Raw genomic sequence first — 12,538 nt, 5'->3', positions numbered from 1 at the left:
TGATTTACGGCGTGGTCGGGTGGATCGGGAAAGACTTCGATATGCCGATCTCGGTCCTTTCCTCCCTGAGCCTCGGAATGGCTGTCGACTTCGCGATTCACTTTATCGGCCGGTTCCGCCAGAGGCTTAAGGAGAGTTCCGACGACATCGCCCAAGCCTTGCTGTGGACCGCGGCACGTCCCGGAAAAGGGATCTTAAGAAACGCGGTCCTCTTCGCTTCGGCTTTTTCCGTAATGCTCTTTGCGCCGCTGACCCCCTATATCACCGTCGGAGCGTTCATCGTGAGCATGATGACGGTGAGCGCGCTGATGACCATTCTTTATCTGCCGGCCTTGATTACGATTTTGCAAAGCTGGCTTTTTCCAGGAGGAACCAAATGAAGACCCCCATTCTCATCGGATTAACCCTTGCGCTGATCACTCCCCCGGCTCCGGCCGAGGAGAAGGACGCAACCGCCATTCTGACAAAATCCCATGAGGCCTTCTTTTACGCGGGGCCGGACATGAAAGCGCGCGTAACCATGGAACTCGTGGCGGCGGGAGGAGCGAAACGAACACGAATCCTCACAATGCTCCGGAAGAACGATCCCAACGGCCGGAACCAGAAATACTTCATGTATTTCCACGAGCCGGGCGACATCCGAGCCACGGCGTTCTTGGTCTGGAAGTATCCCGAAAGGGACGACGACCGCTGGATCTTCGTCCCGGCGGTCAACATGGTGCGCAGGATCGCCGCCCGCGACAGCCGGTCGAGTTTTGTCGGGTCGGATTTCACGTATGAAGACGTCTCCGGCCGCGACCTCTCGGCCGATTCGCACACGCTTGTGAGGGAAGAGAAACTGGGCGAGGCCGATTGCTTCGTCATCGAAAGTGTCCCGAAAGGTTCAGCCGATTTTTCCAAGAAGATCTCCTGGATCGATCAGAAAACGTTCCTCCCGCTGAAAGAGGAATATTACGACGCTCAAAAGACACTCGCGCGTGTCTTTACCGCGGACAAGATCGAAACCATCGCCGGAAAGGACGGAAAATCCTATCCGACAGCCACGAAGCGGACGATGAAGGATGTGAAGAGCGGGCATGCGACCCAAGTCTCCTTTTCCGGCCTGGCCTACGGGGTCGGTCTGGACGATGGCGTGTTTACGGAAAAGGCGCTTCAGAGGCCACCCCAGAAATGGATTCAATAGATGCGAAAGCGGCCGTGGGTCATCCTGGCGATTCTTGGATTCGGAACCACGGCTCACGCGCAAGAGGTCACAGCGCCAAGTGAAGGGAAAAGCCCGTTTCAGTTCCATGGGTTCTTCCTGGGAGCCCTCTCCGGACGTCTCACAGGCGAAAGCCCTCCCGGCAGCGACGGCGGCGATTTCGTCCTGGCGGAGGAACGAGTGCGCCTCGATCTCCAAGGAGCTTTCTCTTCGGCCTTCCTCCAAATCAAGGGGGACGCGTTTCACGATGCGATTCAAAACGAAGTCCACGGCGATCTCCGCGAGGCCTACGCCGGGTATGCCGAAGGCCCGGTGGATCTCCGCTTCGGCCGGCAGATCGTCACCTGGGGAGTGGGTGACCTCTTCTATGTCAACGACGTTTTCCCCAAAGACTGGGAGTCGTTCTTCTCCGGTCGGCCGATGGAGTACTTGAAGCTCGGGGTCGACGGTTTTCGCACACAGATCTTTTCGAGCGCAGTGAACGTGGATCTTCTTGTGATCCCTTTCTTCACACCCGATCGCCTCCCCTCTGCCCAAAGATTTTTCTTTTTCGATCCGTTCTCGTCGATTTCCAACCGTATTGTCACCGAGCCGGAAAGCCGTTATTCAAACATCGAGGCGGCCGTGCGTCTCTCCCGCCGTCTCCTCGATACCGACCTCTCGCTCTATTTCGACCGGGGCTTCTGGCGGAACCCGAGCGTGCGAGTGGACGATCCCGCCGCCCCCACGACCGCCACGGAGTTTCATCCCGAGCTTTTTGTCTACGGCGCAAGCCTTCAAAGAAACCTCGCAGGTGGAGTGATCAGTTTGGAGGGAGGGTATTACGACTCGGCCGACGACAGAAACGGGACAGATTCCACCGTTCCGAATTCGGAATGGCGTTTTTTGGTCGGACATCAGCGCGAACTCTGGCGCGATTTTATCGCCGGGATTCAGTTCTACGGAGAGGTGCTCGACAACTATGGCGCGTACCGGGATACGCTCCCGGCCGGTTTTCCGGCACGCGACCGGTTTCGAGGCGTGATCTCGACGCGGCTCACGCAGTGGCTTAAATACCAGACCTTGAAGCTCACCCTCTTTGCCGCCGTAAGCCCCACGGATGCCGACTACTTCGTTCAGCCCGAGATCTCTTACAGAGTGACAGACTCGTTGGGTGTTGCCATCGGAGCAAATATATTCGGCGGAAGCGAAGTAACGACATTCTTCGGGCAATTCGACAAGAGCGACAACGCGTATCTTCAGGTTCGGTATGATTTTTGATCGGAAAGGAATGTGACTATGAAAATCGTTCACCTGCTCCTCATTTTCGCTGTGCTCTCCGTCGGAAACTTTTCAAAAGTGCTCGCGTATCCGCCGGGCGTGGGGATTCTCGGCCCATCGAAGAATTGTCTTACCTGCCATGTGAGCAACGGCCCTTGGAAGGATGAAAAAAGAACGATCATCGATATCTTGGACCGAGAGACGAAGAAATCCCTCAAGCAATCGGATGGAAGCTTTCTGATTGAAGCAAAGAGGGGCGAGATGAAGACGGTCCTGACCGTGATCGGCCGATCGAAAGACGACTCGGAAGAGCCCCCTTATCGGAACGCCTGGCTTTACGTCGATCCTAACAGTATCAAAACGAGTTCCCTCTCCAAATTCGCCCCGGGGTGGGAGGTGAATCTCCCGATGTCTTGCCGGATCGTCGGAGACACTCTCGCCGGGTTCGAAGGGGCGAAGATCACGGTTTTACCGATGACCGTCCGGCCGGCCGATGCGGCCCGGGACTCGGAGCTTTCCCTCCAGGTTATGCTGACCAAAAGCGATTCGGTCAAAGGGGACGCGAAAGCCGGGATGGTCGGCAATTACTTTGAACGAAAGGTGAAACTTAAGGTTTTGGAGGCTTCAAAATAAAACTCGGAATCGTCCTCTATTATTCCAACGATTCCGAAACCGTCTGGAATTGGCTCTGGTTGACGCAGCTGATTCGGAGCACGCCATGCCACCTGCTCTTACGAGCTGTCCCCCAAACGTCCCGGAATGTGTTACGCCCAGCAAAGCGATTTTATCTTCCCCGTGCAACGACGAACATCCTTCGTTTCGGCAGAACCTATTGAAAATCGTGAAATACGACGAATCCAAGATCAGTTCGTAACGGCGCGTTTCTTCTTATCCTTCTCGTCTTGGTAGAATTTTAGAAATCTGTAAATTGTTTTTCCCTGGTCGGGGGAAATGCCGCTGTCCGGCTTGTTCATCATCCGCTTGACATACATCTTCCAGGCCGCGGCCTCCATGTTGGTGTTGATTGGACGCGCAAGCGTGTGGCACTTGCTGCACTTGCTGGCGAACACCTTGTAGTCTGTTTGGACCTCAGGCGGAAACGCGCCGATGTCGACCTCTTTCGGGCCTTTATCCGCCGTAAACTCCTTTTTCACCGGTTCCTCGGCGGTTAAACTTCCCGCAACGAAGATCATTCCAACGCAGGCCAAAATGCACAAAAGTTCTTGTCTTGCCTTCATCTCTTCTCCCCCACTCCGTTAATCGTCGAGCGCGCCAGCCCCGACCCAGGCGCGAATTGCGGCGATTTCTTCGTCCGACGGTGCAGGATTTCCGGGCGGCGGCATGATTCCTCCCTCCAAGAACTGGATCAATTTCGACTCGTCGGGATCCCCGGGCACGACAACATCGGTTTGTTCGACCAGCCCAGAATAGGTCGTGACATCCAGACCACCTGTGAGGGAGGTGGAATTGTGGCAAGCCGAGCAGTTCGCCAAGAGAATCGGTTGAACCGTTCCGCTGAATGTGGCCTCGCCGGAAAGGTCCACCGTACCGCTTCCCGTCGTTGTGGCCGGCTGGGGTGGAGCCACCACCTCAGTCGAATCAATGGAACCACAGCCGACAAAGATCCCGATCATTGAGAAGAGGAGGAAGCGAAAATGGATTTTCATTTCGGCATTCCCCTATTGTGGAAGCTCTTCCGCATAATCGAGGAGATCTTCGACATCTGACGCCGAGTAGAATTTCCCCGCGGCGTTCGGCATTCTGGGACTGCTCCCCGGCTGGCCGTGGAGCACCTTGTTCACGAATTCCCACGGGTTGTCTGCTGCGATCGTTCCGACATATTCCTGTGCGCCATCGCCTTCAGCGAAATTGATTGTTTTCCCGTCCATCCCATGACATCCGGCGCAGTTGGAATTGAACAAGACCTGGCCTATCAGCTCGCTACCCGCCGCGGGAATGATCGTCGCGTCGAGATCCGTCATGTCCTGAATGAAGTTGACGAGATCCCGGGTCACGCTGTCGCCCAAAACCGAACCGAACGCGTGGTTTGCGTTTGTGCCGCCCTGGATCGCGCCGCTGAAGATGGCATCGTACAAGACGCTGCCGGCCTTCGCCGTGGAATTCAGCGGAACCCCGAGGAGGCCGTTAAAGCCCGTACTATGTGAACCGGCTGCATATTGGCCGGCCGCTCCCTTGTAATCCCAGCCGTGACATTCCTTGCAACGCCATGTTTGCGAACCGGTCCGTGTGCTGGCTCCCGTTTCGGTGAGGTAGAGAGGACTGGTTGCGGGCAGACTGCTCGAGGTTACGGTGCCGTCACTTGCCGTGCTCGTACCCCCCGGCTCGATCGCCTCGGCCACTTCGTCGACCTCCCACCAGGTATCCCAAGCTTGGCCCCCGCGCTCCACACTGCCGGGTAACGTTTGGACATAGGCCACGATATCAGCCACATCGTCCTCTGAATATTCGGCGTCGAATTTGCTCGGCATATGTCCGGACACAATGCCCAGTTCCTCTTCCATTTCTTCGGCTTCCTCGTCACTCCCGGGTTGGCCGAAACGGATCTTATGCGTGACTTCATACGGATTATCCCGCGAAAGGTCTCCGATGTATTCGGTGGCGGGCGCCGCATCGCCATGGGCGAAGTTGATACGCAAGCCGCTGGAGCCGTGACAAATCGCGCAATTTCCCGAAAAGAGGGCCTCTCCGGCCGTGGCGCTCCCTTTCGAACGCTTCGTCACGTAGGAAATATAGTCGGAATCGTCGACCAGCTCCTCCTGGATGAACAGCGCGAGGTCCTCGACATCGTCGGAGTCCAGCAGATCCGTTCCTTCGAAGGCGTGGCCGTCCACGACCGCGCCATCCGACTTCCGGATGCCGGCACCGATCATGTCGATGAGTTCCTGCGCCGTCCAACCGGCCGCGTCCATGACTCCTATGAAATTCGTGTTATGGGAGCCCGACCCGTAGGCGCCGTCGGCGCCTTTGTAGTCCCAGCCATGGCACTCCTTGCAGCGCCAAGTCTGCGATCCGGTGCGCGTGCTCGTTCCCGTGTGTGTCGCGTAGAGCGGATTGTCCGCGGGCTGGCTGCTCGTGGCGCTTCCCGGCTCCGGCGATCCGTTCTCCTCCCACCATGTATCCCACAGAACTCCTCCGCGTGGCGCGCTGGCTACTTCCAGTCCTTGGGGAGCCAACGACTGAGCGTAGGCGAGAATATCCGCGACGTTGGTCAGCGTGTACCCCTTGACCGAACCGTTGGGCATCTCTCCGTCCGGCTGGCCGAACCGAATTTTGTGCACGGTCTCCCAGGGATTTTCATGAGCGATGTTGAACACATATTCGCTGTCATACTGTCCCGCCACGAAATTCAGCCCCTTGCCGTCGGAACCGTGGCAGGCTGAATTCGCGCAGCTATCGTCGAAGAGCGCTTGTCCCGCCGCGGCGTCGCCCAACGCCGATTTGTCGGGGGCGACAAGGTTGTCGAGGTCCGTGGCGCCCCCGCGAACGAACTTGACGAGATCGGCGACATCGGTGTCCGACAAGACGGTGCTGAAGGCATGCCCTGTCCCCACACCTTTGCCGTCGCGAATGATTTCGAAAAGTTCATCTACGCTTTTTCCCCGCGCGTCGAAAATTCCTTTGAAGCCGGTTTTGTGGGAACCGCTGCCGTAGGCTCCGTCCACACCTTTATAGTCCCAACCGTGGCATTCCTTACAGCGCCACGTGTCGGTGCCGGTTCGCGTGTTGCCTTCGGCATTGGTGATATACAATGAGTTCGTCGCGTCCAAGGAAGAGGTGAAGATTTCGTCGTCCACGGTGGCGGTTCCGCCGGGCTCGATTCCTTCCTTTACGTCGGGGACGCTCCACCACTTGTCGTAGAGAGCGCCGCCGCGAAAGGCATCGGCCGACGAATCCAGTAGTGAGCCGGTATTGCTGTCCGATACGCATCCGTTTCCCAGCAGCGCCAAGAGCATAATTAGAGGTACGCGAGACAAGCTTCGATCTCTCCGATTTCTTTTCTGTGTGGTCATCTCTGGCCTCTCCTCCGCTAAAAGGTCACGACGGTTTGGACGGACACCCGATGCGCATTCGGCAACCCCAGGGGCACGAGCCAGAGGGAATACTCACCTCTCAGCTGAATATTGCCCCCAAGCAGAAAGCTTAAGCCCACGGCGTGTCGATTCATGGTCATCTTCAAATCGCTGGAAGTTTGATTGATCTGGGCTTCGGGTGTGCGTTCCTGGAGGGTATCCCACTGATAGTAGGCACCGACTTTTTCGGTGATATTCCCCTCCAGCGTGACATACGCGCCCCGAATTCCCTCGTCCCCTGAGAGGAGCGTCGTCGTCGGCTGAATCTCCCGTTCCATGTCCACGTATTCGCCGCGTACCGTGATCCGCCGGGCGGTCTTGTATTCGTAGCTGGCCACGGCATCCAAACCCCAGGCAAACTGGCCGAGGCTGTCCTCATACTTATTTCGCAACACGGAGCCGCCGAGGGTTACGTTCACGGGATCGCCGATGTAACCGCCGCTTACACGGCCGCCGAATTGCTTCCCGCTGTTGTTGTCGTCCCAAAAACGACTCGCTTGGTCGGAGATGGCTCGAAGTCCGTTGGTCAAATAGGCGTTGTAGGAAAGCTGCACGATATCGTCGGGACCCAACCAGAAGCTACCGGATAAAAGGCCGCCGATGTCGTCGCGAGGCGTAAAGATAAAATTACTCGGCGTCGGCGTTTGGCCGAAATCGAGAGCCCGATCCTCGTGGCTCAGATAGAGCAACGGACGTGACACCGTATTATAACTGCCGGGCAGGCTCCGCACGTTGAATTGGCCGAAGGGAAGGAGAAAGCGCCCGGCCGTGAGTTGAAGTTCCGGAAGAAACTTGTAGACGAAATGCACGGTCACCACACTGAAGTCGTTCATATGCGTCACGCAGGGCATGATTTCCCAAGATAGTTTCTCGCTCAGGTCCCCAAAGAACTTGATATGCGTGTGCTCGACTTGAAAGGTATTGAAATCCTCCACCTCGGTGCCGTCCGCGAGCGTGTTCTCCGTGAGGTTCGTGTAACGCCACGACATCATCAATGACCCCGAAATGTGGGGCGTCTTATCGACGGGGCCGGCGGTATCCCAGTCGTCGGCTTTCTCTTTCGCCGCTGGAGCAACGGGCTTTTCGGTCGCTGGTTCCGTTTCTCCCTTGGGCTCTTCTTGGGCCGTCGCCCGTTCCCCAAAGATGAAAAGCATTCCCGCGATCGTTATCGCAAATGCTGCTGCGAGGTTGGCTCGTCCCATCATGCGTCGCTCCTCCGCCACTGGATTGTTTGTTTTGTAATCAACTTGCACGCCTTCGCGCGCTCGTGGGTGAGCAACTTACGTGCCACAAGCTTTCACGCGGACATGGCGTTCCATGTCGTTCATTTTCGGTGATCTACGAAAGATGCGGATTGGATTCGCCGGAAACAGCCCCGAGTTCATTGCCGGATTCCGCCGGGAATTGTCGGATTCCGATATCGGCGGTCATTCATCCCAATCATCCTTCGTTTGAGGCGCCAGGCTGAAGAGATAGTCGGCCAAGAGGTCCAGTTTTTCATCGCCGATCTCTCCGCGCCAAGCGGGCATGTGCAGGGGGGGATTGATCCCCTTCGGATCCGCTTTCTCCGTCCGCGCTCCTTCCTTGATCTTCTGAATGAGCGCCTCCTTAAGGTAGCCTTCCCTCAGTTTGGTGAGCGCCGGAACCTGTCCGCCGCTCTGTGAATTCGCGTTGAGAACGCCCCCTTTTCCCTTGACGCCATGGCATCCCGCACAGCCGTATTCCAGGAAAACCTCGTATCCACTATCGATACGCGAGCGCGGAACGATCTCAGGCCGGTCCGGAGGCCAATAGCTTGCAGCCACCGATCGATCACTCAGCGAATACAGAAAGACGGCGAGAGCCGTCGCTTGGTTCCGATCGAAACCAAAACCGGGCATGAAACTACGTTGGACTTTCGAGCGCGGGTCGATCAAGTGTTGGATGTTCCATTCCCAATCCTCCAAGTCGACTCGGTGATCGCCGGTGAAATCCTTTTCGGCCAGACGTGAGAGGTCTGGACCCACGTGTAAACCACGGGCCCACACGCGGTGGCACCCCACGCAGCCGAATTGTTGAAACAGCGTCCTCCCTTCGTTCAAACGTTCCGCGTTATCCAGCTTTCCCTGACGGTGACACGTCCCGCACGCGGCCTCGATTTGAATTGGCTCGCGCAGCGGGCGATCCCAATTGGAGACCTGCCCATGTGCTTCCCGACTGTCGGTCGCCAATCCCTGGCCCCCGTGACAGATCGTGCAGCCGAATCGTTGCGGAGGATGACTCTTGAGCAGAAATCCCGGGTGGCTTTTGAGCGGTTGGGGGACGTCGGCCATCTTTGGGTTTTCAATCCCCAGATGACATGTGACACAGCGATCCACGCGACCCAGTTCCTCGAGGTATTCCTGGTGGATTCCAATTTCCATGTTTTTGAGCAATTCCCGGACGGAGAATTCCCTCTCCATGGCCAGGGCACGCTCCCGATACTCCAGCTGATGTGTGCGCCATTCGGTGCGATAGTCGGCCACCGCCGCGATGATCAGAACAATCGCGGCGGAAACGGACGAAGCGGCGAACCAGACGCGTATCCCCATCGCTTCTTTCCGCTAATGGCCCCCCCCGGGCCAATCTGAGGTAGACCAATAAAAGTGCCAGCTTGGGCCGCGCAAGAATGTGCCGACGTACGTAAGGATGATGAACCCAACACAGAACATCGTGAAAAGGGAGATCGCCCCCAACCGCGTCGACCCTGTGCGGCGAACGGTCCAGGCGCTCTTCAGCGCAAAGAAGGCGACGATTACGGTCCCCGGATTGAAGGCTGTAATCACCAACTGCGGAATATCGGGGAACCAGTTTCGCAACCAACCGTACTTCACCGTGAAAGCGATCAGCGCCGCGATGCCGATGGCCGCCCCGATTCCGGATGTGAGAATCTCCCGCCGGCTTCCTCCCCCGTGACACCAGATTCCGACTCCCTCCGTCTCCCGATCCAGATACGGAATGATCAGCAGGCCCAGGATCGCGATGCCGGGGATGAGGACGCCGCCTGCAAAGCCCGAGTAGCTGACCAGCTCCTGCAATCCCAAAAAATACCACGGCGCCTTGGCCGGGTTCTCCGGGACCGCCGGATTGGCGATTTCCTTTAGGGGCGCGTCGAACAGCAGGGAAAGGACCACAAAGAGGACGAATACGGTCATAAAAAGAGAAACCTCGATCAGAAAAAGGCGGGGCCAGGAGAATACCGTGTCTTCCGGCAAACTGTCGGTTTTGGTCGACTTCCCCTTCACCAACGCCATCAGGCCGTACGTTCGGGTGGCGCCGGCGGCCTCCGTTCCGATCGGAGGTGCTACGTTAGAGGTTCCGGGGCGCGAAAGGCCGCCATCCATCCGGATTCTCCAGATATGGACCGCCATAAGAACGATCATAAAAACGGGGAGAACAATCACATGCAAGACATAGAAACGGAGGAGCGCATCCTGGCCGATCTCCGTGCCGCCCAGCATCAGCTCCCGGATCATTCTTCCGGGGTCGAAGTAAGGGGTCATTCCGAGAGCATCGGTCACCTCGTTGGTCGAAGCCGCGATCGATGATCCCACGGTGATCGCCCAAAACGCCAACTGGTCCCATGGCAACAGGTAGCCGGTGAAGCTCAAGCCTAAGGTCAATATGAGAAGAAGCATCCCGATCACCCAGTTGAATTCCCGGGGCGCCTTGTACGAACCGGTATAAAAGACGCGAACCATGTGGAGCAAAACGGCGACGACCATCCCGTGAGCCGCCCACCGGTGGAGATTCCGAATCAATCGGCCCCCCGTGACCACAAAACTCAAATCCTTCATGCGGTCGTAAGCGAGTTCCGTCGACGGAACATAAAAGATCATGAGGACCACGCCCGTTACGCACAGAATGATGAAAAGAAATGCCGAGATGAGTCCGAGACCGAAAGAATAGCTCCATTTCAGACTGTGGCGATGCACATGCACCGGATGGATATGCAAGAAGACGTTCGACATGACGACCAGCGACCGGTTTCGGGGGGAGTCCGGAGAGCCATGGCGCATGAGGGAGCGCCAGAAATTCATCGGCAGCGCCCGAGCGTTCTTCCATAGGCTGGAGCGTGCCGTAGAGAGGTTCTCGTCACGCATAGTTGAATCTGGTTCCGGTCCGGACGTTTTCCGCCAAGTTTACGACGAGGTAGCCGTCGGCCGATTGGGCGATTTTTAGCCACTTGAGCGGGGCGGGAGCAGGTCCTCGTGTCACCTGACCGTTCTGATCAAAGGCGGATCCGTGGCAGGGACATTCGTAGGTTTCCTCGATGCGCCGAACGACACAGCCCAGATGCGTGCATACCGCCGAGATGGCGTAAAATCCCTCCTCATCCCGAAAAAGAAAGAAGCGGTGTTCCGAGAAAAGCCGCATGGATCCCGCAGTGAACTCTTCCGGTTTCCCGATCTTTACCGCGCGCGATCGTTCGTAAAAAACTTTCAACGAAAAGAAACGCATGACGCCGATCCACGCGAGTCCCAACGCCGCGCCCATTCCTGCGAGACCGATCCGTGTGAAAAACCGGCGCCTGTCGATCGGCTCGCTCATGAGATTCCTTCTTTAAAGACCAACCGCTCCATGGTGATCGCTCCTACCGGACAGCGCTGAGCGCAGAGGCCGCATCGGATACAGGTCGTTTCGTCTTTGAGAATCGCCGCGCCTTCGGCGTCGGCCACAGCCGTATTTTCCCCGTAGCGCTTCTCAAAAAGGTCCTTCAGTTCGGGCGTGTACCGGATCTTGTCCAGGGGAACGATCGACAGGCAGTCGTGGGGACATACGTCCACGCATCCCGCACAAAGAACGCAACGCTCGCTGTTGAAGACGGGGCTGACCGCGCAGTCCAGGCAGCGCGCGCTTTCGTGCCGGGCGAGGGAGCGGTTGTAGCCGAGTTCCACCGTCTCCAGCACTCCGCCGCCCACCCGTCGCTCGGGAGGCACCACCGGAACCGGGGTTCTCGGCCGGACATGGTAGTCGATGGACCGGCTGTAATCGGGGATCTCCTGGAAATGAAATTCAGGTTTGGGCTTGAAATCCACGCCCGCGGCCTTTCCATGAATCGAGAGAGCCACCTGTTTGCCGTCGGCGATCGCGTTGATCATCAACTGCGGCCCCCGAGCGACGTCTCCCGCCACGTACAGATTCCCGCGGCTCGTTTCCAGTCGATCATTGAGGATCGGAAGGCCGTTCTTCCCCAGAGCGACCCCGTGTTCGGGCAAGATAAATGACAGGACGGCCCGTTGGCCCACGGCGAGAATGACGGTGTCTGCCTGAATTTCAACGGTGTCATCCGGGTCGAAGACCGGCGCAAAGCGCCCCGCTTCGTCGAAGACCGACAACACTCGCTGGAACAGAACACCTCTCACACGGCCGTCTTTGTCTTTGAGGATCTCTTTGGGGCCGAGACGGTTGTGGCGCACCACGCCCTCCTGGTCTCCTTCCTGAATCTCAATGACATCGGCGGGCATTTCATTGAGAGCCTCCAGGCAACACATCGTAACTTTGCGTACGTAAGGTTGGCGGATCGCGCTTCGTGCCACGTCTTCCTCCGTGTTACGCAGAGCGGTTCGTGAAACGTCGTATGCAACGTTTCCCCCGCCCACGACGACGATCTCTTGCCCGATGCCGAGTTCCTCCCCCAAGGCCACCGCACGCAGGAATTCCACGGCACCCAATATTCCCCCGGCATCCACGCCTGGAATGGGAAGCGTCCGGGAATGTTTCGCCCCTACCGCGATGACGACGGCATCGTGGCGCTCGAGCAACTCGCTCAACGTGATGTCCCGGCCGATCTTCACGCCGGTCCGGATCTCCACGCCCATCATTCGGATCAGTTCGATCTCGGCCAAGATGACGTCTCTTGGAAGACGGTAGGCGGGAACACCCAGAAAAAGCATCCCCGCGGCCACGCGTTCCATCTCGTAGATGATCGGCTGATGACCGAGAATCGCGAGGTCGTGCGCACAGG

General features: G+C 57.6%; 13 protein-coding genes. 5 read left to right on the top strand and 8 right to left on the bottom strand.

Annotated features, from left to right (window positions below; translation table 11 throughout):
• From VI895_00265 to VI895_00245, 5 genes are all read left to right on the top strand, one after another.
• A partial coding sequence (locus VI895_00265) for an MMPL family transporter (GenBank protein ID HLG18231.1) occupies positions 1–380 on the top strand: 380 nt, incomplete at its 5' end.
• A complete protein-coding gene (locus tag VI895_00260) occupies positions 377–1,183 on the top strand; it encodes an outer membrane lipoprotein-sorting protein (protein ID HLG18230.1) in 807 nt (268 codons plus the stop codon). The genes VI895_00265 and VI895_00260, both read left to right, overlap by 4 nt.
• Positions 1,184–2,461, top strand: coding sequence for a DUF1302 family protein (locus VI895_00255; protein ID HLG18229.1), 1,278 nt, complete (start codon positions 1,184–1,186; stop codon positions 2,459–2,461).
• Between the two features lie 18 nt (positions 2,462–2,479).
• On the top strand, positions 2,480–3,094 hold the full coding sequence (locus VI895_00250; GenBank protein HLG18228.1) for a hypothetical protein: 615 nt from the start codon (positions 2,480–2,482) through the stop codon (positions 3,092–3,094).
• A gap of 85 nt (positions 3,095–3,179) precedes the next feature.
• Positions 3,180–3,335 (top strand): hypothetical protein, encoded by a 156-nt coding sequence (locus VI895_00245; GenBank protein HLG18227.1) that lies wholly within the window; start codon positions 3,180–3,182, stop codon positions 3,333–3,335.
• Here VI895_00245 and VI895_00240 read toward each other — a convergent pair.
• The 8 genes from VI895_00240 to VI895_00205 all read right to left on the bottom strand — a co-directional run.
• Positions 3,325–3,699, bottom strand: coding sequence for a hypothetical protein (locus VI895_00240; GenBank protein HLG18226.1), 375 nt, complete (start codon positions 3,697–3,699; stop codon positions 3,325–3,327). The two genes, VI895_00245 and VI895_00240, sit on opposite strands and share 11 nt — an antisense overlap.
• 18 nt (positions 3,700–3,717) lie before the next feature.
• On the bottom strand, positions 3,718–4,128 hold the full coding sequence (locus tag VI895_00235; GenBank protein HLG18225.1) for a c-type cytochrome domain-containing protein: 411 nt from the start codon (positions 4,126–4,128) through the stop codon (positions 3,718–3,720).
• Between the two features lie 12 nt (positions 4,129–4,140).
• Complete coding sequence (locus VI895_00230) at positions 4,141–6,492, bottom strand: c-type cytochrome (GenBank protein HLG18224.1); 2,352 nt, start codon at positions 6,490–6,492, stop codon at positions 4,141–4,143.
• Between the two features lie 17 nt (positions 6,493–6,509).
• Positions 6,510–7,757, bottom strand: coding sequence for a hypothetical protein (locus VI895_00225; GenBank protein HLG18223.1), 1,248 nt, complete (start codon positions 7,755–7,757; stop codon positions 6,510–6,512).
• 222 nt (positions 7,758–7,979) lie between these two features.
• Positions 7,980–9,122, bottom strand: coding sequence for a c-type cytochrome (locus tag VI895_00220; protein HLG18222.1), 1,143 nt, complete (start codon positions 9,120–9,122; stop codon positions 7,980–7,982).
• Between the two features lie 12 nt (positions 9,123–9,134).
• Positions 9,135–10,673, bottom strand: coding sequence for a cytochrome b N-terminal domain-containing protein (locus VI895_00215; GenBank protein ID HLG18221.1), 1,539 nt, complete (start codon positions 10,671–10,673; stop codon positions 9,135–9,137).
• The gene (locus VI895_00210; GenBank protein HLG18220.1) at positions 10,666–11,121 is read right to left on the bottom strand and encodes a Rieske 2Fe-2S domain-containing protein; all 456 of its coding nucleotides are present in this window, start codon (positions 11,119–11,121) and stop codon (positions 10,666–10,668) included. The genes VI895_00215 and VI895_00210 overlap by 8 nt, the downstream gene beginning before the upstream one ends.
• A partial coding sequence (locus tag VI895_00205) for an FAD-dependent oxidoreductase (protein ID HLG18219.1) occupies positions 11,118–12,538 on the bottom strand: 1,421 nt, incomplete at its 5' end. The genes VI895_00210 and VI895_00205, both read right to left, overlap by 4 nt.

Source organism: Bdellovibrionota bacterium (assembly GCA_035292885.1).
GTDB lineage: Bacteria > Bdellovibrionota_G > JALEGL01 > JALEGL01 > DATDPG01 > DATDPG01.
The sequence above is the reverse complement of the archived record's forward strand: the minus strand, read 5'-3'. Positions and strand labels throughout refer to the sequence as shown.

Bases quoted from the DNA above. Each gene is read 5' to 3' on its own strand.
- VI895_00250 (HLG18228.1), top strand. From the start codon at position 2,480: ATGAAAATCGTTCACCTGCTCCTCATTTTCGCTGTGCTCTCCGTCGGA.
- VI895_00225 (HLG18223.1), bottom strand. From the start codon at position 7,757: ATGATGGGACGAGCCAACCTCGCAGCAGCATTTGCGATAACGATCGCG.
- VI895_00210 (HLG18220.1), bottom strand. From the start codon at position 11,121: ATGAGCGAGCCGATCGACAGGCGCCGGTTTTTCACACGGATCGGTCTC.
- VI895_00255 (HLG18229.1), top strand. From the start codon at position 1,184: ATGCGAAAGCGGCCGTGGGTCATCCTGGCGATTCTTGGATTCGGAACC.
- VI895_00245 (HLG18227.1), top strand. From the start codon at position 3,180: ATGCCACCTGCTCTTACGAGCTGTCCCCCAAACGTCCCGGAATGTGTT.
- VI895_00230 (HLG18224.1), bottom strand. From the start codon at position 6,492: ATGACCACACAGAAAAGAAATCGGAGAGATCGAAGCTTGTCTCGCGTA.
- VI895_00240 (HLG18226.1), bottom strand. From the start codon at position 3,699: ATGAAGGCAAGACAAGAACTTTTGTGCATTTTGGCCTGCGTTGGAATG.
- VI895_00260 (HLG18230.1), top strand. From the start codon at position 377: ATGAAGACCCCCATTCTCATCGGATTAACCCTTGCGCTGATCACTCCC.
- VI895_00215 (HLG18221.1), bottom strand. From the start codon at position 10,673: ATGCGTGACGAGAACCTCTCTACGGCACGCTCCAGCCTATGGAAGAAC.
- VI895_00235 (HLG18225.1), bottom strand. From the start codon at position 4,128: ATGAAAATCCATTTTCGCTTCCTCCTCTTCTCAATGATCGGGATCTTT.
- VI895_00220 (HLG18222.1), bottom strand. From the start codon at position 9,122: ATGGGGATACGCGTCTGGTTCGCCGCTTCGTCCGTTTCCGCCGCGATT.